The 21,061-nt window shown below is 67.7% G+C and carries 18 protein-coding genes; 14 read left to right on the top strand and 4 right to left on the bottom strand.

Annotation, left to right across the window (positions count from 1 at the left end; all coding sequences use genetic code 11):
* On the top strand, positions 1–1,457 hold a 1,457-nt coding region (locus tag N5I32_RS14635; RefSeq protein ID WP_261496613.1), incomplete at its 5' end, for a CLIPPER-2 domain-containing protein.
* A gap of 36 nt (positions 1,458–1,493) precedes the next feature.
* Here N5I32_RS14635 and N5I32_RS14630 read toward each other — a convergent pair.
* A complete protein-coding gene (locus N5I32_RS14630) occupies positions 1,494–2,657 on the bottom strand; it encodes a tetratricopeptide repeat protein (protein WP_261496612.1) in 1,164 nt (387 codons plus the stop codon).
* Positions 2,658–2,784: 127 nt separating this feature from the next.
* Here N5I32_RS14630 and N5I32_RS14625 point away from each other — a divergent pair, with 127 nt between their 5' ends.
* The 3 genes from N5I32_RS14625 to N5I32_RS14615 all read left to right on the top strand — a co-directional run bounded on the left by N5I32_RS14625 (position 2,785) and on the right by N5I32_RS14615 (position 6,726).
* Positions 2,785–3,492 (top strand): SapC family protein, encoded by a 708-nt coding sequence (locus tag N5I32_RS14625; RefSeq protein WP_261496611.1) that lies wholly within the window; start codon positions 2,785–2,787, stop codon positions 3,490–3,492.
* A gap of 81 nt (positions 3,493–3,573) precedes the next feature.
* Positions 3,574–5,313 carry a type I secretion system permease/ATPase gene (locus N5I32_RS14620; RefSeq protein WP_261496610.1) on the top strand — a complete coding sequence of 580 codons (1,740 nt, stop codon included), beginning with the start codon at positions 3,574–3,576 and terminating at the stop codon, positions 5,311–5,313.
* A 12-nt stretch (positions 5,314–5,325) separates the two neighbouring features.
* A complete protein-coding gene (locus N5I32_RS14615; RefSeq protein WP_261496609.1) occupies positions 5,326–6,726 on the top strand; it encodes an HlyD family type I secretion periplasmic adaptor subunit in 1,401 nt (466 codons plus the stop codon).
* Between the two features lie 3 nt (positions 6,727–6,729).
* On the opposite strand, the gene N5I32_RS14610 is transcribed toward N5I32_RS14615, so the two are convergent.
* Both N5I32_RS14610 and cueR read right to left on the bottom strand, forming a co-directional pair.
* Entirely contained in the window at positions 6,730–8,133 is a 1,404-nt protein-coding gene (locus N5I32_RS14610) for an efflux transporter outer membrane subunit (RefSeq protein ID WP_261496608.1), read from the bottom strand.
* 711 nt (positions 8,134–8,844) lie between these two features.
* Positions 8,845–9,294, bottom strand: coding sequence for a Cu(I)-responsive transcriptional regulator (gene cueR / locus N5I32_RS14605; protein WP_261496607.1), 450 nt, complete (start codon positions 9,292–9,294; stop codon positions 8,845–8,847).
* Positions 9,295–9,517: 223 nt separating this feature from the next.
* Between cueR and N5I32_RS14600 the strand changes: the two genes are divergently transcribed.
* Together N5I32_RS14600 and N5I32_RS14595 are read left to right on the top strand one after the other, a co-directional pair.
* Positions 9,518–10,222 carry a GntR family transcriptional regulator gene (locus N5I32_RS14600; RefSeq protein ID WP_261496606.1) on the top strand — a complete coding sequence of 235 codons (705 nt, stop codon included), beginning with the start codon at positions 9,518–9,520 and terminating at the stop codon, positions 10,220–10,222.
* Between the two features lie 110 nt (positions 10,223–10,332).
* On the top strand, positions 10,333–11,295 hold the full coding sequence (locus tag N5I32_RS14595) for a dihydrodipicolinate synthase family protein (RefSeq protein ID WP_261496605.1): 963 nt from the start codon (positions 10,333–10,335) through the stop codon (positions 11,293–11,295).
* A gap of 58 nt (positions 11,296–11,353) precedes the next feature.
* Here the strand turns inward: N5I32_RS14595 and N5I32_RS14590 are convergent, their stop codons facing one another.
* Positions 11,354–12,385 carry an Ldh family oxidoreductase gene (locus N5I32_RS14590; protein ID WP_261496604.1) on the bottom strand — a complete coding sequence of 344 codons (1,032 nt, stop codon included), beginning with the start codon at positions 12,383–12,385 and terminating at the stop codon, positions 11,354–11,356.
* A gap of 131 nt (positions 12,386–12,516) precedes the next feature.
* On the opposite strand from N5I32_RS14590, the gene N5I32_RS14585 reads away from it, so the two are divergent.
* The 8 genes from N5I32_RS14585 (at position 12,517) to lhpI (ending at position 21,057) form a co-directional block, all read left to right on the top strand.
* Positions 12,517–14,031 (top strand): aldehyde dehydrogenase (NADP(+)), encoded by a 1,515-nt coding sequence (locus N5I32_RS14585; RefSeq protein WP_261496603.1) that lies wholly within the window; start codon positions 12,517–12,519, stop codon positions 14,029–14,031.
* A 166-nt stretch (positions 14,032–14,197) separates the two neighbouring features.
* Positions 14,198–15,007 carry an ABC transporter substrate-binding protein gene (locus tag N5I32_RS14580; RefSeq protein ID WP_439648200.1) on the top strand — a complete coding sequence of 270 codons (810 nt, stop codon included), beginning with the start codon at positions 14,198–14,200 and terminating at the stop codon, positions 15,005–15,007.
* A gap of 71 nt (positions 15,008–15,078) precedes the next feature.
* Positions 15,079–15,744 (top strand): amino acid ABC transporter permease, encoded by a 666-nt coding sequence (locus N5I32_RS14575; RefSeq protein WP_261496602.1) that lies wholly within the window; start codon positions 15,079–15,081, stop codon positions 15,742–15,744.
* Between the two features lie 10 nt (positions 15,745–15,754).
* Complete coding sequence (locus tag N5I32_RS14570) at positions 15,755–16,408, top strand: amino acid ABC transporter permease (RefSeq protein ID WP_261496601.1); 654 nt, start codon at positions 15,755–15,757, stop codon at positions 16,406–16,408.
* Positions 16,401–17,123, top strand: a complete 723-nt coding sequence (locus N5I32_RS14565) for an amino acid ABC transporter ATP-binding protein (RefSeq protein WP_261496600.1) — start codon at positions 16,401–16,403, stop codon at positions 17,121–17,123. Before N5I32_RS14570 ends, N5I32_RS14565 begins: the two co-directional genes overlap by 8 nt.
* A gap of 7 nt (positions 17,124–17,130) precedes the next feature.
* Complete coding sequence (locus N5I32_RS14560) at positions 17,131–18,375, top strand: NAD(P)/FAD-dependent oxidoreductase (RefSeq protein ID WP_261496599.1); 1,245 nt, start codon at positions 17,131–17,133, stop codon at positions 18,373–18,375.
* A gap of 7 nt (positions 18,376–18,382) precedes the next feature.
* The gene (locus N5I32_RS14555; protein ID WP_261496598.1) at positions 18,383–19,384 is read left to right on the top strand and encodes a 4-hydroxyproline epimerase; all 1,002 of its coding nucleotides are present in this window, start codon (positions 18,383–18,385) and stop codon (positions 19,382–19,384) included.
* Positions 19,381–21,057, top strand: a complete 1,677-nt coding sequence (gene lhpI / locus N5I32_RS14550; RefSeq protein ID WP_261496597.1) for a cis-3-hydroxy-L-proline dehydratase — start codon at positions 19,381–19,383, stop codon at positions 21,055–21,057. Before N5I32_RS14555 ends, lhpI begins: the two co-directional genes overlap by 4 nt.
* Positions 21,058–21,061: the final 4 nt, after the last annotated feature.

Raw genomic sequence — 21,061 nt, 5'->3', positions numbered from 1 at the left:
TCGACGGCTTCGGCGGCAGCGCCAGCGACAGCGACACCGCCTCGGTCCCGGTCGACTACGAGCCGGAGATCACGGTCGAGAAGGTCACCCGGCACGAAGGCACCGAGGGCGACGGCCTGATGGGCGTCGTCGCCGGCGACGAGGTGCGCTGGGCCTACTACGTCACCAACTCGGGCAACGTGACGCTCTCCAACCTCGAGATCGTCGATGACAACGGAACCGCCGCAGACACCTCCGACGACTTCAGCCTGTCGGGCGGCGGCATCGTCGGGGTGGAGGCCGGCGGGTTCAACGTGGGCGATACCGACCTCGACGGCATCTTCGACGTGGGCGAGACCTGGGAGTTCGAGTCGACGCCGGCCTACATCGTTCCCGACGACCTCCTGTCCTACGAGAACGAGGTGATGGTGACCGCCGACGGCCCGTGCGAGGACACGGTATCGGATTCCGACACCTCGGGCTTCACCGTCTTGCCGCCGGGCATGGTCACCAATTCCCAGCTCTGCGACTTCGGCGAATATTTCAACGTCCTCTTCACGCCGGGCAAGACCGGGGGCTATGCGCAGAACGCGACCAATCCGGGGCAGTTCTTCTACAACGTCTTCTTCGACTATGACGAGGAGTTCGACGAGGACGGCGGCGACAACATCCTGACGCTGCACATTCCCGACGGGTTCGAGCTGCAGTCGCCCGACGCCTTCTTCGAGCAGGCGGTGCATGTCTACGATTCCGTGACGACCGAGATGCACGACGGGATGCTCTGCCTGGTCCCGGGCGAGGAGATCTCCCGCGACCTCTACACGATCAGCTACGAGTACAACGCCGACGGGTCCTTCGACGTCGTCATCAACTTCGGCAACAACGACCTCGAGGGGCTCACCTACGTCAACATCCACCTCGACTACGAGACCAAGGGCAGCGAGGGCTGGCTCAAGTCGGGCGAGGATGCGGTCGACGGGCCGGACCTGTTCGACGAGGGCTCGAACGTCGGCTACACGCCGGATTCGATCCTCGACGGGACCGAGTATCTCTTCGACGCGACGCTGAGCGAGGACGGACTGGACAGCGACACCGACTTTGCCGATTCCGTCTACAACGACAACATCTTCAAGAACGGCGGCAAGAGCGGTGGCCTAGCCGGCTTCGTCTGGAGCGACATCGTCGACCCCAACGGCAGCTTCGACGCCGGCGAGGGGATCGACACCGGCACCACGGCGGCCTACCTCAGGATCCTCGACGGCAGCGGCAAGGTCATCGCCAACAATGTCGAAACCGACGCCGACGGCTGGTGGTCGGTCGACTTCGCGCCGAAGGGCGGGCTGAAGACCTACACGGTCGAACTCCGCGACGAGACCGGCACCCTCTACGATTCCCACGACGTGATGCTCGGCAAGGCCGACAAGTTCGCGCTGGTCGATTTCGAGGTCAGCGATACCGACGTCTCGCTCTTCCAGTGACAAACCCAGCCGGCAGCCCCCTCGGGCTGCCGGCAGCTAGGCGTTCGGCCGCCCGAGCTTGCCCGTCCAGGGCCAGGACCATCCGGCATGGACCCCGTGGGATACCCGGCCCCAGGGCGGAAATTCGCGCGTGGCGCGCAGGTTGTAGTGGGAATCGTGGGCGAGCGCCGCGTCGCGGATCCGCGCCCAGACGACCTCGATCAGGAAGGCCTGGTCGGCGTATCGGGAGTTCGACCGTTCGAGCCAGGCGCGGCTCAGGGCCTTGAGCGGGGGAAGCAGGCCGGTGAACCCGCCCCAGAGGCCGGCCATCATCGGGGTGCAGTGAAAGACGTGATCGCGCAGGACGTGGAAGGGCAGTTCGGAGTTGTGGAGCCAGTCTTCCACCGCCACCCGTTCGCGCGCCGTCAGCGGAGAATCCACATCGCGGATCAGGACCACATCGACCTCCGGATCGTCGAAGGCCCAGAACCGCCAGAACAGCCCTTCCCAGGCGGCCAAGGGGTTGCGCACCAGCTTCACCTCGGCCCCGTTGCGCACAAGTTCGTCCAGCACCGGGCGCGGCGTGTCTTCGGCGCAGTAGTAACGCGCGGTGAAGTCGGGGTAGATCGCCTGCGCGATGCGCGAATTGACGATGGCGCAATCCCGATAGTAGCGCTCCGTTCCGAACAGGCTGTAGGCGATGACGTTGCGCCGGCGCGCCATCGGATCGAAGGGCCGGGGCCGGGATGCGGCGACCGGGCCATGTTGTGCCGCCGCCGCGTCGGCCGACCGGTCACGCGCCCGCAGCGCATGGGCGCCATGGTAGCGCGCAATTTCCGCCTCGCCCAGGTGGTGGAAGGACTTCGAGGCTGCCGACCAGAGCGTGTCGTGATCCCCACCCAGTTCGATCGCCTCGCGCAGAAGGGCCGCGGCCTCCTCGAAACGCCGCAGTCCGTTCAGCGACACGCCCAGCATGTGCTTGCAGCGGACGAGCGCCTCTCGGTCGCCGCCTCGGGCGTCGAGCGTGGCGTGCAGGGCATCGAGCACCGTCACGGCCTCGTCGTGGCGGCCTTGTGAATGAAGGGCGCGGCCCCTGAGTTCGCGCAGGAACGGCGCCTCGGGGTGCATGGCGAGCGCGGCGGCGGCAATCTCCTCCGCCTCTGCCGCCCGCCCGAGCCGCAGCGCCTGAAGGATCCGCTTCTCCGTTTCCTCTGTCGTCATCGGCCTGACCACCGGACCTGTCGGTCCAGTCTATGGCGGGCGCGCAGGAAGGAAAGCCGAATTTCCTTGGCCAGCGCGAAATCCTTCCTCTAGACTGAGGAAAACAAAGGGTTTGCGGGGCCGCCCGATGCGCATCCACCAGAATTCCGTCCCGCTGTCGAAGGACCGGCATGCGCGGTTCACGCTGAAAAGGCCGCTCGGCTACGGATTTGCGAGGCACCTCAATTCGGCGCCCCTCGTCGCGGCCGAATTCGACAAGGCCGCCCACGATCACCCGATCGTCTTCGGCCCGGCCACGGGGGACGCGGTCGCCCCGGTGGTGATTCTGGGCCTGCGCAACGATGAAAACCTTTGCGTCGATGGAAACGGTCAGTGGACCGGTGGCTATATTCCCGGCTTCCTGCGACAGTATCCGTTCGTGCTTGCCCGGCCGGCGGAGGACCAGCAGTTCGTCGTCTGCATCGACGAGACCGCCTTTGACGAGGGCGGCCCCGGCCCCCGCATCTTCGACGACGAGGGGCATGAAAGCGAGCCCCTCAGGCAGGCGCTCGCATTCCTGAAGGAGTATCACCGTCAGAGCCTGCAGACGCTGGAACTCGGGCGGGCCCTGAAATCGTCCGGCCTCCTGCAACGGATGGTGGTCCGCTATGGCGAAGACCACAAGGACCAGACGCTTGGCGGGTTCGAGGTGGTGGACCGCGCAAGGCTTGCGCAATTGCCGGCGGCAGAGGTCGAACGGGTCCACCGGGCGGGCTGGCTAGAGCTCATCCATCTGCACCTGCACTCGCTCGAGAAGATCGCCGGACTGACCCGGCGGGTCGAGGCGGGGCGCTGAGGCCGGAAATCGAATTCCCGAACGTTTCTGGTATCTTGTAAATCCGTGCTATGCTGCCTCGGTCGCGCTTCGGGTGGTGGGATGCAGGTCAGGACCAAGTTTCAACGGGTGCTTACAGCCGCCCGCCGGCAGATGCCGGCGCTGCTGATCCTCAGCTTCTTTGCCAATCTTCTGCTTCTGGTCAGTTCCATCTACATGATCCAGGTCTTCGACCGGGTTCTGTCCAGCGGGTCGGTGCATACGCTGATCTGGCTTTCCGTCATGGCGATTGCGGCGACCGTGGTCTACGGCCTGATCGAGCAGTCGCGGCGCAAGATCCTGACCCGGATCGGGTCATGGCTGGAACTCGAACTTTCGCCCGAAGTGCTCAAGCGGGCCATGCGCGCGCGCCTTGCGACGGGCGATGAGGTCGCCTCGATCGCGGACGTGACGGATATCCGCAGCTTTCTCGGCGGCGACGCGATCCTTGCGCTCCTCGACGCGCCCTGGACGCCGGTCTTCATCGCGATCATCTGGATCATCCACCCGATGCTCGGGGCGGTCGCCGTCACCGGCGCCGTCGCACTTTTCGCCATCGCGGTCCTGAACGACGTGCTGACCCGGCGCCAGCAGATCGCGAACACCGGCAAGGTCCGGCAGGAACACGCGTCCGTCCGCAGCTTCTTCGAGAATGCCGAGACGATCTCGGCGCTCGGCATGGGGTCGGCGGTGGTCGACAGGTGGGCCGAACGGCAGAAGGGCGCGCGGTCCGACAGCCTCGTTCTCGCAGACACCAACGCGCGGCTCTACAACCTGTCGCGGGTGATCCGGCTCGGGCTGCAGATCATGGTCATCGGCCTTGGCGCCTCGCTCGTCGTTGCGGCGGAAATGACCTCGGGCGGCATGATCGCATCCTCGCTGATCCTTGGCCGGGCGCTCGCGCCGGTGGAACGCTCCATCGTGTCCTGGCGCAGCTGGACGGCCTACAGGGCCGCCCGGGCGCGGCTGACCGATCTTTTCGCGCTGAGGTTCAACGTCGACGCGACGATCCTGCCGCGACCGCGCGGCGCGCTCTCGGTGGACGGGGTGGGCTATGTGCTGCCGGAAACCCGCGCCCCGGTCCTCAAGCGGGTGAGCTTCGCGCTGAAACCGGGCGAGGCCTGCGGCATCATCGGCCCCTCGGGGTCGGGAAAGTCGACGCTCTGCAAGCTCGTCACCGGTGCCTATCAGGCCTCGGTCGGGACCATCCGGCTCGACGCGGCCGACGTGTCCCAGTGGGACAGCGAAGTTCGCGGCCCCCATGTCGGCTATCTTCCCCAGCATGTCGATCTCCTGCCCGGCACGGTGGCCGAGAACATCGCCCGCATGAAGCCCGGAAAGGACGCAGAGATCATCGCCGCCGCGCAGGCCGCGCAGGCGCACGAGATGATCCTGTCGCTTCCCGACGGCTATGACACGCTTCTCGGCGAAGGCGGCTACGTCCTGTCGGGCGGCCAGAAGCAGCGGATCGGCCTGGCCCGCGCGCTTTACGGCCGGCCGGCGCTCGTCGTGCTGGACGAGCCAAGCTCCAACCTCGACGGCGACGGAGAGATTGCGCTGATGGGTGTGCTGAAGGGGCTGAAGGACCGCAAGGTCACGACGATCATCGTTGCGCATCAGCCCAACATGCTGCGGTGGGCGGACAAGATCCTGATCGTGAAGGACGGCACCTCTGCCGCGTTCGGTCCGCGGGACGAGATCCTGAAGCGGCTCATCCAGCCGGCGCAGGCGGAAAGAGACGTGCGGGAACCGGAGCCCGCGCGCTTCCAGTCGCGCCGCCGCGCCGCCAAGGCCGAAGAGTGAAGGGGACAGGCGATGGACAGCCAGGGATATCTCGTTGCCGGTCTGATCGTCGTGGCGATCCTTGCGGGCGCCTTCCTGCTGCGCCGGCGCCTGGGCGCGCCGCCGCCGGAAGGCGAGACGATGGCGCTTCTCGCGCTGACGCGGGGGCCGCGGCTTTTCGGCTTTGCCGTGGTCGCCGTCTTTTTCGGCCTCTTCGGCGCCTGGTCGGCGCTCGCGCCGCTTGCCAGCGCCGCCTTGGCGCCGGGCGTCGTCAGCCCCGACGGGTCGCGCAAGACGGTGCAGCATCTCGACGGCGGCATCATCCGCCAGATCCACGTCCACGAGGGCGACCATGTGCAGGCCGGCGATCCGCTGATCTCGCTAGAAGAGACGCGCGCCCTGTCACGCTACGAGGATCTGCGCGAACGGCAGATCTACCTGCTTGCGGCCGAGGCGCGGCTGGCTGCCGAACAGATCGGCGCCGACGCGGTCGCCTACCCCGACCTCGTGCAGGACGACGGCATGACCGGACCGACCGCGATGCGCAGCCAGGACGCCCTTTTCTCCGACCGCCGGGAAACGCAGCGCGCGCGCGAGGACATCCTGCGCCGGCGCGTCGCGCAGCTCGAGGAGGAGAACCTCGGGCTGCAGGAGGTCATCGCGGTCCAGGACGAACAGCTCGACCTGATCGCGCAGGAGATCGAGGCGGCGCTCGACCTCTACCAGCAGGGGCTGGAGCGGCTGCCGCGCGTGCTGGAACTGAAGCGGCAGCGCGCCGACATCCATGCGAGCCAGGCCTCGAACAAGGCCGCCATCGCGCGCAACGGCCAGCAGATCGCCGAGGCGGAACTGCAGCTTCTCGCCTCGCGCCAGCAGATCCGAGAGGAGGCGAGCACCGAGCTGGCCGAGGTGCGCGGCGAACTCGCCTCGCTGCGCAACCAGCTGACCGAGCGGGCCGACGTGCTGGCGCGGACGCGGGTATCCGCACCGATCAGCGGCCTGGTGATGAACGTGCAGGTCACGACCGAGGCGGGCGGCGTGCTGGGGGCCGGCTCGCCGATCCTCGACATCGTGCCGGAGGACGCGCGGCTGATCGTCGACGCGCGGGTGCGCCCGCTCGACATCGATTCCGTCCGGCCGGAGATGCAGGCCCGCGTGGTCCTGACCGCCTACAACCAGCGCTTTCTGCCGCAGATCTTCGGGCGCGTGCGCTCCGTCTCGGCCGACCGGCTGATCGACGAACGCAACGGGGAGCCCTATTTCCTGGCCAGGATCGAGGTGCCGCCGGAAGAGATCGACAAGCTCGGCGGCAAGGTCGATCTGGTCGCGGGGATGCCGGTCGACGTCATGATCCTGACGGGCGAGACGACGCTTGCCGACCTGCTGATCCGCCCGATCGCGGAAAGCCTGCGCAAGAGTTTCCGCGACAGCTAGCGGTCAGTTCGCGGGCGGCGCGATCCCGGCCTCAGCCGTGGCGCCGGGCCTTGCGGCCGCGTGCCCAGCCCCGAGCGCGGTGTTGAGGAACACGTATTGCAGCGCCACCTGGCGCCGCGCTTCTGCCAGCGTCTCGCGGGCGCCGGAAATCTGGCGCTCGACGTCGATCAGGTCGAGCGTGGTGATGTTTCCCCGCTCCGCCAAGGCCCGCGAAAGGTCGAGCGACTTCGTGTATTCCTCGACCGCGGCAGCGGCGGCCCGCGATGCGGCGTCGTATTTCCGAAGCGCGTAAAGCGCGGTTTCGACTTCCTCGACCGCTTCGAGCACGCTGCGCTGCCAGGCCAGATGCGCCTCGCGCGCCGAGGATTCCGCGACATCGACGTTGGCGTAGAGCTGGCCGCGATTGAAGATCGGTACCGTCAGGGTGGGGCCGAAGCTCCATCCGCTCGTGTCGACGCCTGCGGTGTTGCCGGCGCTGATCGTGCCGCCGAGACGGATCGAGGGGTAAAGCTCGGCCTCCGCCACGCCGATGCGGGCGACCGCGGCGGCATAGCCGTGTTCGGCGCTGCGCACGTCGGGACGGCTGCGCACCAGGTCCGTCGCGATCTTCGAGGGGATGCCGTCGCGCGGGCCGGGCTGTTCGCCCGCCGCGGCCAGCGACAGCGTTCCGGCCGGAACGGCCAGCAGTGTCGCGATCCGGTTTCTCTGGGCCTGCGCCCGTGCCTCAAGCACCGGGATTTCCGACTGCGTCGTGTTCATCAGCGCCCGCGCCTGCGACAGATCGAGCTCGGTGGCATTTCCCAGCCTGACCAGCGCCTCGGTCTGGTCCAGCGTCTTGCGGCGCGAAGCCAGGTCCTGCGACTTGAGCCGCACGCTGGTCTCGTAGAACCGCAGGTCGATGTAGGCCACCGCGATCTGGCTGAGGAAGGCGAGCGCGGCGTTGTCGGCGTCCGCCCGGCGCGCCTCGGCCGACTGGCGGCTGCTTTCGCGTTCCGAACGCGCGCGCCCGAAGAAATCGAGCAGCCAGGATGCGCCAACGTCGAGGCGGCGTTCGTTGACGGGCGGCGACCCGGCCTCGTCGGCGCGGGTCAGTCCTGCGCTTGCGTCGCCGGAAACGACCGCGCCCGCGCTGCGCGCAAGGGCATCTGCGGCGATCACCCGCTCGCGCGCCTCGCGGATGCTCAGGTTCTGTTGCAGCCCGCGCCAGATCAGGTCGTCGAGTGTCGGATCGCGAAAGCCCGACCACCAGGCGTCGCGGGACAGGTCGGGCGCAGGCATCGCTCCGAGAGGCGCGATGTAGGGCGGGTCGAGCGTTGCCTGTCGCTGGGCATGACCGTTCGCGCAGGCGGAAACCGCCATGCCACAGGAGATCAGCACCAAGCGCCAACGCCGTCGGAATCCTGCCATCGGAACCGCCTGCCGTTACTCTGCCTCGAGGCGCCCCGTTCTGCTTCGGCGGGGCTGCCAATCGGGAGAAGTCTAGCATTGGCACGCCGCTCTCGATAGGGAGGCGGAAAATGCCGTCGAATCTGTGGCTTGATTGCACTTGTTCATGTGCCGACGACGGAACGGCCGCGCCCGGTCGAACTCGCGACACCGGTGCAACCACCCGCGGTCACTTGGAAATTGGCTCTTTCGGGGCTGCGCCACCCGACATGCATCCGCGAGCACTTCGGCATTCGTTCCAGGCACGTTCTTGCCGGCCGTGCGCCGGGCTTGGCCCGAGATGTGCCAGGAGATGTCGCGACCGGATGCGCGGAACGCGGCGGCGTCAGCTTGCCCGCGTTGCAGGTCCCGCCGGCTTGGCCCGTGGCCTACCGCAGGTCAGGATACCCCCGATCCTGTCGCGTGCCCGCGCGCCGTATGCGCCCGAGTTCAAGCTGACCACGATCACGGGCGATAACCGGCGCTCCGTCAAGGCGATCGCCCGGCGGCTCGGCATCGTCGGGGTCGCGGACGGAGTGAGCATCGCTTTGCCGGGGCAGGACGCCGGACACCCGTGCGTGGCACGCCTTCGCACCGGGCCGACGACGCAGAACCGCCGCGGGGAGGTGCCCGATCGCTTCGGGACGCCAAATCCGCGACCGGCGGCATACCGCGCCTTGCACCCGGCCGCCTTCACCCGGCGACGGCAAAGCTCCGGCGCGGGGTCTTCTTGCGCGCCGGCTCCGGCGTTTCTTCCTCGGCGCCCAGTTCGGTCAGGATCGGGCAGTCGGGCCGTGCGTCGCCGTGACAGTGCCGCGCCAGGTGTTGCAGGGTGCCAATCATCTCGTCCAGCTCCCGGCGCCGCTTTTCCAGGTCGCGGACATGATCCAGGGCCAGCGTCTTCACGTCGGCGCTGGCGCGGCCTCCATCCTGCCAGAGATCCAGAAGGGACGCGATCTGCTTGACCTGAAAGCCCAAGTCGCGGGCCCGCCGCACGAAGCGCAGCATCGCGACGTTCTTGTCGGAATAGACGCGGTAGCCCGAATAGGCCCGCAGGGCGGGACGCACCAGGCCGATCTCTTCATAGTAGCGCAGCATCTTCACCGAGATGCCGGTCGCCTTCGACGCTTCACCGATGTTCATGACATGGCTCCGTTTCTGCCCGGCGCGGCCGGGATGCGACTCGTCTTGTGAACCCTACCATGGTTGGAGGGTCAACGAATTTGTTTCGCGGATTTGCGGGTTGCTTGTGGCGGGTTCAGTCGCTCGCGCATGCCGATCCGCGTGAGGGCATTGATCCGCGGCCCTCGGCGCGGTAGTTGCTTTGCCGACGGAATTTGAGTTGCCCCTGGAGGGATAAGCCGGCATGGCCGAGGTTTCTGACGAGGTCTTTTCCGAACGCAAGCGCGGTTCCGGCGTCAAGCTTGTCTACGAAATGCTGCGCGACGAGATCCTGACGCTCGCGCTCGCGCCGGGAAAGCCGATCGACGAGGTGCATCTGGCCGAGCGGTTCGGAATGTCACGCACCCCGATCCGGGAGGCGCTGGTGCGCCTTGCCGGCGAGGGGCTGGTCGAAACGCTGCCCAATCGCTCCGCCATCGTCGCCAACATCGACTTTTCCAAGCTGCACACCTTTTTCGACGCCATAACGCTCATGTACCGCGTGACCACCCGTCTGGCCGGCCAGTATCACCAGCCCGAGGATCTCAAGGTGATCCGCGCCCATCAGGCCCGCTATGCGGCGGCGGTCGCGGCGCAGGACCCGCTGGCCATGATCGCCGTCAATCGCGACTTTCACGCCGCCATCGCCGAAGCCGGCCGCAACCCCTACTACACCGCCCTGACGCTGCGCCTGCTGGACGAGGGGCGGCGCATCCTGCGGCTCTACTACCAGTCCTTCAACGACCGCCTGCCCCAGGAATACTCGGACGAACACAACGCGATCATCGCGGCGATCGAGGCGCGCGACACCGACCTGTGCGATCGGCTGGCGCGCGAGCATGCCGACCAGATCGTGCGGCAGATCCGGCAATTCTTCGGGCGCGACATGCGCCAGGATGTGCCGCTGTAGGGCTGTCGATTTCTTGTCGACAAATAAAATGCAAAAGTTATGATGGCGCCAAGATTCGTCGGCGTCCTCATTCCCGCAGTGCCGCCGATCCCGAAAAACAGGAGTTTCTGATGGACACCGCGATTTTCACCGGAGTCATCCCCGCGCTGATGACGCCCTGCAAGGCCGATCGCTCCCCCGACTTCGACGCCCTCGTGCGCAAGGCGGGCGAGCTTATGGCGGCCGGCATGTCGGCCGTGGTCTACTGCGGATCGATGGGCGACTGGCCGCTTCTGACCGACGCGCAGCGCATGGAAGGGGTGGAGCGGCTGGTGAAGGCCGGCTTCCCCGTCATCGTCGGAACCGGCGCGGTCAACTCCGCCAGCGCGGTGGCCCATGCCGCCCATGCCGCCCGCGTGGGCGCGGCGGGGCTGATGGTCATCCCGCGCGTCCTGTCGCGGGGCGCCTCGGTGACCGCGCAGCGCAATCACTTCAAGGCGATCCTCTCGGCGGCCCCCGACCTTCCCGCGGTGATCTACAACAGCCCCTATTACGGGTTCGAGACCCGGGCGGACCTCTTCTTTGCGCTTCGGGCGGAACATCCGAACCTCGTCGGGTTCAAGGAATTCGGCGGCGCCAAGGCGATGACCTATGCGGCCGAGCACATCACCAGCGCCGACGATGGCGTCATCCTGATGGCCGGGGTCGATACCGGCGTCTACCACGGCTATGTCAAATGCGGGGCCGCGGGCACGATCACCGGCATCGGCAACGTGCTGCCGAAGGAGATCCTGCATTTCGTCCAGCTTGCCAAGGTCGCGGCGACGGGCGATCTCGATGCCCGCCAGCGCGCGCAGGAACTGGGCGAGGCGCTGGAGATCCTGTCGTCCTGGGACGAGGGCTGCGATCTGGTGCTCTATTACAAGCACATGATGGTGCTTCAGGGCGACCGGGAATACGCGCTTCACTTCAACCCGACAGACGAGCTGAGCCCCAGCCAGCGCGGCTGGGCGGAAACGCAACTCAGCCAGTTCAAGACCTGGTATGCGGCCTGGAGCCAGCTTCCCGGTGCGGTCCAGGCCTGCAAGGTCTGATCCCGACCGAAGACCTGCAAGCCGTGCCTTCCCCCCCCGGACGGCACGGCTTTCCCTTTCAGGCGACAGCCTCCAGCCCCAGGGCGAGGAAGCGGTCAAGCTGATCGACCTCGGCTGCGGTCAGGGTGATGCCGTCGCGGCGGGCCAGGGCGCGGGCGGCAAAGCGGCGCGCGGACGGCAGGCGCGCCCCTTGCCCCGTGATCGCCTGAAACAGGACCTCGGCCCGCGGAAGGGGATCGCCCGGCCGCCCAGCGGCGAAGGCCGCAGGCGAGAAGGCCAGGATCAGTTCGCCATGCGTGGGCGCCAGCGCGGTGGTGCCCAGATGTTCCAGCGCCTCGGGGCTGGTCAGGTCGCCGATCATCACCCCGGCCAGAAGCTCGATCATCGTGCCGATGGCCGATCCCTTGTGCCCGCCGAAGGGCAGCATCGCCCCGGCGAGGGCCGCCACGGGGTCGGTCGTGGGCCGGCCCTCCGCGTCCAGCGCCCAGCCTTCGGGCAGCGGTGTGCCGGCCCGGCGGTGGAGTTCGATCTCGCCGCGCGCCGCGACCGAGGTGGCGAAGTCGAAGACGTAGGGATCGCCCCCCGGCCGCGGCCAGCCGAAGGCCAGCGGATTGGTCCCCATCAGCGGCCTTGTGCCCCCGGCCGGGGCGACCGAGGCGTAGCTGGGGCACATTACGAGGGCGGCAAGGCCATGCTCCGTGATCGCCTCCACCTCTGGCCAGAGGGCGGCGAAATGCGTGCAGTCGTTGATGACCAGTGCCGCGAGACCGAAGTGGCGCGCGCGTTCGACCAGGACCGGAAGGCCGAGGTCGAAGGCGGGGTTGGAGAACCCGCCCATGGCGTCGACGCGGACGATGGCGCCGCCCGTGTCGGGGTGCAGTCGCGGCAGGGCGTCCCCCCTCACCTTTCCGGCCTTGAGCGTGCGCAGTGTTCCCTCGATCCGGTAGATACCGTGCGACTTGCAGGCGTCGCGCTCGCCCGCGGTGATGACCCGCGACAGGGCCTTGGCCTGCGTGTCGTTCATGCCGGCGCGGGCAAGCACCGCGCGCACCCGCGCCTGAAGCTCCTCGATCGAATATGTCTGGTGCATGGCCTCTACCTCCTGTTTTATCGCCCGGGCAGGGTAGCTTGACTTTCTGCATACAACAAGAATACAAAAACGCCGGACACGGACCCTGGCCCGGAGATCGGCCCGGCGCCGCTGACAGAAAGGACGGACCGATGCCCTTCACCCCCCATGGCAAGCACCTGATCGCCGGAACCTGGGTCGGCGGGGAAGCCACCTTTGCCTCTGCCCCCGCGCAGGGGCCGGCGCATGCCTTCGCGGTCGGCACGGTGGATCTGGTCGACCGCGCCGCCCGCGCGGCGGAAGACGCGTTCTGGACATACGGATGGTCATCGCGCGGCGCACGCGCCGCCTTTCTCCGCGCCATCGCGGACGAGATCGAGGCGCGCGCCGCGGCCATCACCGAGATCGGCTGCGCGGAAACCGGCCTGCCCGAGGCGCGGCTGAACGGCGAACGCGGACGCACGACCGGCCAGTTGCGGCTGTTTGCCGATCATATCGAGAAGGGCGCGTATCTCGACCTGCGGCACGACCCCGCCCTGCCCGACCGGCAACCCCTTCCCCGGCCCGATATCCGCCTGATGCAGCGGCCGGTCGGCCCGGTCGCCGTCTTCGGAGCGTCGAACTTTCCGCTCGCGTTCTCTACCGCCGGGGGCGACACCGCCGCGGCGCTGGCGGCGGGCTGCCCCGTCGTGGTCAAGGGCCATTCCGCCCACCCGGGAACGGGCGAAATCGTCGCCGAGGCGATCCACGCCGCCGTCACCGCCTGCGGGATGCATCCCGGTGTCTTCAGCCTGATCCAGGGTGGCAACCGCCAGGTCGGCGAAGCGCTGGTCTGCCATCCCCTGATCCGGGCCGTCGGCTTCACCGGGTCGCTGGCCGGGGGGCGGGCGCTGTTCGATCTATGCGCCGCGCGGCCCGAACCGATCCCGTTCTTCGGCGAACTGGGATCGGTCAACCCGATGTTCCTGCTGCCCGCCGCCGTCGCGGCGCGCGGCGACAAGATCGCGCAAGGCTGGTCGGCCAGCCTGACCATGGGCGCGGGGCAATTCTGCACCAATCCCGGGATTGCCGTGGTGATGGCCGACCAGGCGCCTGCCCTGGCCGAGGCGACCCTGGCAGCCCTTGCCGCCGTCGGGTCGCAGGTGATGCTGACCGATGGCATCGCGCAGGCCTATGTGCAGGGGCGCGACCGGGTCGCAGCGGCACGCGGGGTGCAATCGCTTCTGACGCAGGTTTGCGACCGCCGGCAGGCCACGCCGCAGCTTTTCATGGTGCGGGGCAGCGACTGGCTGGCCGATCACGCGCTTGGCGAAGAGGTCTTCGGCCCGTTGGGATTGATCGTGGCCGCCGCTGATGCGGAGGAGATGCTGGCCATTGCCCGGAGCCTTCAGGGCCAGCTGACCGCGACGCTGCATCTGGACGCCGGGGATACCGACCTGGCGCGCCGCCTGATGCCGGTGCTTGAACGCAAGGCCGGCCGAGTGCTGGCCAACGGCTATCCGACCGGGGTCGAGGTCTGCGACGCGATGGTGCATGGCGGACCCTATCCGGCCAGCACGAACTTCGGCGCAACCTCGGTCGGCACACTCTCTATCCGGCGCTTCCTGCGTCCGGTAAGCTACCAGAACCTGCCCACGGATCTGTTGCCATCGGATCTCGGCGCTTGACCTCTCGCACCCCGGCATCTCCCGGCTGGTCACCCCGCCGGGCGGAGCGTCATGATCTTGGACACTAACTGTATAATGTTTGTATTTAACAATTGATTTGCTTCCGCGCAGATGGGATAGTTCGTGCCGGGTGAATCGTTCCCCCAGCAACTTCAGGGAGAAAGACGTGAAAACCTCGTTTCTTGCCGTCGGCGTTCTGGCAGCCGCCACGGTCGCCATGCCGGCCCAGGCCGACAAGCTTGACGATATCATCGCATCGGGCACGCTCCGCTGCGCCGTGGTTCTCGACTTCCCGCCGATGGGGTCGCGGGATGCCGACAACAATCCGATCGGCTTTGACGTCGACTACTGCAACGATCTGGCCGCCGCGCTTGGCGTGACCGCCGAGATCGTCGAGACGACCTTCCCCGAGCGTATCCCCTCGCTGATGTCCGGCCGGGTCGACGTTGCCGTCGCCTCGACCTCCGACACGCTGGAGCGCGCCAAGACGGTCGGCTTCACGATCCCCTACTATTCCTTCGAGAACGCGGTCGTCGCGAACGAGAAGGTCGAGATGGCGACCTGGGAAGACATGAAGGGCAAGACGGTCGGCGCGACTGCCGGGACGTATGAGGCGATCTGGCTGGAAGGCAAGGTCAAGGAATGGGGCGAGGGCGAATTCCGTCCCTACCAGACCCAGGCCGACGTCTTCCTGGCGCTGAGCCAGGGCCAGCTTGACGCCACCGTCGCCACCGTCGAGGTGTCGGAAGCCAACGTGAAATCGGGCAACTTCCCGGGCATCAAGATCGTCGACAAGGCGCCGATGGTGCCGGACTATGTCGCCCTGATCACGCTGCGCGAGGAATACGGTCTCATCAACTACATGAACCTGTTCATCAACCAGCAGGTCCGCACCGGCCGCTACGCCGAGCTTTACAAGAAGTGGGTGGGTGAAGGCGAGCCGGCGAACCTGACCATCCCGGGCGTCTATCGCTGAGCCCGATGACCTGACACGATGCGGGGGACCGCCCCCCGCATCGTCGTCGCTCCCTCCGATCCGAGGCGGCCATGTTCAACTACAACTTCCGCTGGAACCAGGCGCTGAACTCGCTGCCGCAGATGCTGGAGGGCGCGCTTGTCACCATGGAAATCGCGGTGCTGTCGATGGCCATCGGCATCACGATCGCGATCGTTCTGACCCTGTTCCGCCTGTCCGGGATTCGCGCGCTTTCGGCCGTCGCCGCCACCTGGGTCGAGATCGCGCGCAACACACCGGCCCTGTTCCAGATCTACATGGTGCACTTCGGGCTGGGCGGCTTCGGCATCCATCTGTCGCCCTACCTCTCGCTGCTGATCGGTATCGCCTTCAACAACGCGGGCTATCTGGCAGAGAACTTCCGGGGCGCGCTGAAGGCGATCCCGGAAACGCAGACGCGGGCGGCACGTTCCCTTGGCATGACGCCCATACAGGCGTTCCACAACGTCATCATGCCGCAGATGCTGCGCATCTCGTTCCTGCCGATGACCAACCAGATGGTCTGGGCGATCCTGATGACCTCGCTCGGGGCCGTGGTGGCCATGAACACCGACCTTTACGGCGTCACCAGCGACCTGAACGCACGCACCTTCCGCACGTTCGAGCTGTTCGCCATCGCCGCCGTGATCTTCTACCTGATCACCAAGGCGATCACCCTTTCGGCCCGCCTGGTCGCGGCCCGGCTGTTCCGTTACTGAGGGGCCGGCCATGTTTGACACCGCACTGACCCGGAGCGACCTGATCTTCCTGGCCCAGGGCGCCGGCATGACCCTGATCGTCACCGCGATCTCGGTCTTCTTCGGCACCATCCTCGGCATCGTCTTCGGCGTGATCCGCTACCAGATCGGCCCCTGGTGGGCCGCGCCGCTGACCTTCGTGCTCGACATCTTCCGCTCGATCCCGCTCCTGATCCAGCTTGTGCTCGCCAATGCCTTCGTCACCACGGTGCTGGGCCTGCGCATTTCCGGCTTTACCGTGGCCTGCGGGGTCCTGTCGTTCTACACCGCGGCCTACTGCGCCGAGATTGTGCGCGGGGGGATCGAGGCGGTTCCGCAGACGCTGCGCCGGGCGGCACGCTCGCTCGGGCTGACCTGGGGGCAGGACATGACCTCGATCGTGCTGCCCCTGGCGACGCGCGTCGCGCTGCCGTCCTGGATCGGCCTTGCGCTGGGGGTGATGAAGGATTCGGCCCTGGTCTACATCGTGCAGGTGGTCGAACTTCTGAAATCCACCCAGATCCTGATCACGCGATTGCAGGAACCGCTGTTCCTGCTGATGATCTGCGGTCTGTTCTACTTCCTCATCTCCTTCCCGATTGCCCGGTTCGGCGGCTATCTGGAGAAACGGTGGTCCAATGATTGAAATCGAGAATGTCCGCAAATCCTTTGGCCCGCTGGAGGTTCTGAAGGGGATCAACCTGACGGTCGCCAAGGGAGAGGTGCTGACCGTCATCGGCGGCTCCGGCTCGGGCAAGTCGACGCTCCTGACCTGCATCAACGGGCTGGAGGCCATCGATTCCGGCCGCATCCTGGTCGACGGGATCGAGGTGCATGCGAAGGGCACCAACCTGAACAAGCTGCGCCAGAAGATCGGCATCGTGTTCCAGCAGTGGAACGCGTTCCCGCACCTGACCGTGCTGGAAAACGTCATGCTGGCGCAGGTCAAGGTGCTGAAACGCTCCAGGGCGCAGGCCGAGGCCGAGGCGGTCAAGCAATTGAACCATGTCGGGCTTTCCGACAAGCTTGCGGTCTATCCCGCGCGCCTTTCGGGCGGGCAGCAGCAGCGTATGGCGATTGCCCGCGCGCTGGCCATGTCGCCCGACTACATGCTGTTCGACGAGGTCACCTCCGCGCTTGACCCGCAGCTTGTCGGCGAGGTGCTCGACACCCTGCGGATGCTGGCCTCGGAAGGCATGACGATGATCTGCGTCACGCACGAGATGAAGTTCGCCCGCGAGGTTTCGGACCGCGTGGCCTTTTTCCACAAGGGCGTGATGGCCGAAATCGCGCCGCCCGAACAACTGTTCGGTGCCCCGAAGGACCCGGAACTGCAGAAGTTTCTCGCGGCCACGCATTGAGGGCAAGGTGAAATCCGAACCCGAAGTGATCGTTGTCGGCGCCGGCGTCGTCGGCCTGTCCGCGGCCCTCGCCCTGCAGGCACGCGGCCTTTCGGTGGAGGTGCTGGATCGCGAGGGGCCGGCGGCCGGGGCCTCGGCCGGGAATGCCGGGGCCTTCGCCTTCACCGACATCCTGCCGCTGGCCTCGCCCGGCATCCTGCGGAAGGCGCCGAAGTGGCTTCTCGATCCGCTGGGGCCCTTGAGCGTGCCGCCCGCCTACGCGCTCAGGATCGCGCCCTGGATGTGGCGGTTCTGGCACGCCTGCGCCCCCGCGCGCGTCGCCGCCTCCACCACCGCGCAGACGGCGCTGATGGATCTGTCGCGGGCCGAGCTTGAGCCGTTCCTGGCCGCGACCGGCACGCTTTCGATGCTGCGCAAGGACGGCAATCTTCAGGTCTACGAATCCGAGGGGGAGTTCCGGGCCTCGCTGCCCGGCTGGCAGGCGAGGGCGGATCACGGCATCGAGTTCCGGCACATGGAGCCGGAAGAGATGGCAACGCTTCAACCGGGCCTCTCGCCCCGCTTCATCCGGGGAACGTTCACGCCCGGCTGGTATTCCGTCACCGACCCCAGGGACTTCACCCTTGCGCTGGCAGATCGGTTCCGCGCGCAGGGCGGCAGGATCACACGCTGCGAGGTGACGGCGCTGAGCCCTGCCGAGGGCGGCGTGAGCGTGACCTGCGCGGGCGGGGAAGGCCGGCTGGCCGGAAAGGTCGTGCTGGCGGCGGGCGCCCATTCGCGCCCGCTGGCGCGCGGGCTGGGCGACCGGATCCCGCTGGAAACCGAACGGGGCTACAATACCACCCTGCCCGGCGATGCCTTCGACCTCAGGACCCAGATCACCTTCGGCGGGCATGGCTTCGTCATCACCCGGCTGGCCGGCGGAATCCGCGTCGGCGGCGCGGTGGAACTGGGCGGACTGAAGCTGCCGCCAAACTACCGCCGGTCGGACGCGATGCTGAAAAAGGCCAAGGCGTTCCTGCCGGGGCTTGCGACCGAAGGCGGAACACGGTGGATGGGCTTTCGCCCCTCCCTGCCCGACACGCTGCCCGCGATCGGCCCTGCCCGGTCAACGCCGCGCGTGATCCATGCCTTCGGGCATGGCCATCTGGGCCTGACCCAATGCGCCGGCACCGCCCGGCTGGTGGCCGATCTCGTCACCGGCGCAGCCCCGCCGATCGACCTTTCCCCCTTCTCGCCGCAACGTTTCTGAGGCCCCCATGGCAACCCATACCTTCTCCTGCATCGACGGACACACCTGCGGCAATCCCGTCCGCCTCGTCTCGGGCGGCGGCCCGCGGCTTGAAGGCGCCACCATGCTGGAACGCCGCGCCCATTTCCTGCGCGAGTTCGACTGGATCCGCACCGGCCTGATGTTCGAACCGCGCGGGCACGACATGATGTCGGGCGCAATCCTCTACCCGCCCACCCGGCCCGACTGCGACGTGGCCGTGCTCTTCATCGAAACCTCCGGCTGCCTGCCGATGTGCGGCCACGGCACCATCGGCACCATCACCATGGGGATCGAGAACGGCCTGATCACGCCGCGCACGCCCGGTCGCCTGTCGATCGACGCGCCGGCCGGCAAGGTCGACATCGAATACCGGCAGGAGGGCCGCTTTGTCGAAGAGGTGCGCCTGACCAACGTCCCCGCCTTCCTTTACGCCGAGGGGCTGACAGCCGAGGTCGAGGGTCTTGGCGAGATCGCGGTCGATGTGGCCTACGGCGGCAACTTCTACGCCATCGTCGAGCCGCAGAAGAATTTCCGCGACATGGCGGACCACACGGCGGGCGAACTCATCGGCTGGTCGCCGAAGCTGCGCGCGGCGCTGAACGCGAAATACGATTTCACCCACCCCGAACACGCGGCGATCACAGGCCTCAGCCATATCCTGTGGACCGGCAAGCCCACGGTCGAAGGCGCGCACGCCCGCAACGCCGTCTTCTACGGCGACAAGGCCATCGACCGCAGCCCCTGCGGCACCGGCACCTCGGCCCGCATGGCGCAACTGGCGGCGAAGGGCAGCCTGAAGGTCGGCGACGAATTCCACCACGAATCGATCATCGGCTCCATCTTCAAGGGCCGGGTCGAGGCCGCCGTCAGCGTGGCGGGCCGCGGCGCCATCATCCCCTCGGTCGCGGGATGGGCGCGGATGACCGGCTACAATACCATCTTCATCGACGACCGCGACCCCTTTGCCCACGGGTTTGTCGTCAAATGACCCTGTCGGCGCGCTTCATCCTTCCGGGCGAGGCGGCGGGCGAAGTCCTTGCCACCACCGAGCCGCTCAGCTTCTGGGGCGGGGTCGATCCGGCCACGGGCCTCGTCATCGACGTCCACCATCCCTTGGCCGGGCAATCCATGGCAGGCCGCATCCTGGTGATGCCGGGCACGCGCGGATCCTGCACCGGGTCGGGCGTGCTTCTCGACATGGCGCTGAACGGCAAGGCCCCGGCGGCGCTGGTCTTCAGCGAGCCGGAGGATGTGGTCACGCTGGGCGCGATGATCGCGGCCGGGATGTTCGGGCGTCCCCTGCCCGTCCTGCGCCTCTCGCCCGAGGCGCATGCGCTGCTTGCCCGGTCCAGGACCGCGCGCATCACCGGCGACACGCTGGAGGCCGACGGCCTGACCCTGCCCATCGCCCCGCAGGCGACCGGCGCGCTGGACCTGACCGACCGCGACCGCGCCATGCTGGAGGGCGCGGAGGGCGAGGCGACCGCGCAGGCCATGCGCATCCTCTGCGCCATGGCGGTCAACCAGGGCGCGACCCGGCTGATCGACGTGACGCAGGGCCATATCGACGGCTGCATCTACGCCAGCCCGGCCAACCTGACCTTCGCCGAGAAGATGGCCGACATGGGCGCGAAGGTCCGCATCCCGACCACGATGAACGCCATCTCCGTCGACCACGCCAACTGGCGCGCGCAAGGCGTGCCCCCCGTCTTCGGCGGCCCGGCGCAGCGTCTGGCCGATGCCTATGTCCGCATGGGCTGCCAGCCGACCTTCACCTGCTCTCCCTACCTCCTCGACACCGCGCCGGCCGAGGGCGAAATGATCGCCTGGTCGGAATCGAACGCGGTGATCTATGCCAACAGCGTGCTGGGCGCGCGCACCGCCAAGCACCCGGATTTCCTTGACCTCTGCACCGCCATGACGGGGCGGGCGCCGCTCTCGGGCGTCTATCTGGACGAGAACCGGCAGGCCGCGCGCATCCTCGACATCGACCTGCCCGAGGGGTTCGACGATGCCTTCTGGCCGCTGATCGGCTGGCTTGCGGGCAAGGCCGCGCCGGACCGCATCCCGCTTCTGCGTGGGCTGGCCGCGGCGAAGCCCACGCCCGAAAACCTCAAGGCCCTCTGCGCCGCCTTCGGCACCACCTCGGCCGCGCCGATGCTGCATGTCGAGGGCGTGACGCCGGAGGCGCACCGGGTCGCCCCGGGCGCCGACCACGCGCCTGTCACCCTGGCCGACATGGCCGCGGGCTGGCGCACCCTGAACGATGGCCCCGAGGCGGTGGACCTGGTTGCGATCGGCAGCCCCCACGCCTCGATCCTGGAATGCCGGGCGCTGGCCGATGCGCTGGCGGGGCGGGCGGTGGCGGTGCCCACCATCGTCACCGCCGGCCGCGCGGTGATGGAGCAGGCCCGCGCCGAGGGCACGCTCGCGCGCCTGACCGATGCAGGCGTGCAGGTGCTGCCCGACCTCTGCTGGTGCTCGATCTCGGAGCCCGTGTTCCCGCCCGGAACCCGCGCGCTGATGACGAACTCGGGCAAGTATGCCCATTACGGCCCCGGACTTTCGGGCCGCGCGGTGCGCTTCGGCGGCTTGTCGGCCTGTGCCGAGGCCGCGGTCGGCGGCCTTGCACCGCGCACCCTTCCCTCCTGGCTCAGCTGAGGTT

The organism is Albidovulum sediminis, assembly GCF_025380365.1.
Lineage (GTDB): Bacteria > Pseudomonadota > Alphaproteobacteria > Rhodobacterales > Rhodobacteraceae > Albidovulum > Albidovulum sediminis.
Note: the sequence above shows the minus strand (reverse complement) of the source record. Positions and strands in the feature narration are given on the sequence as shown.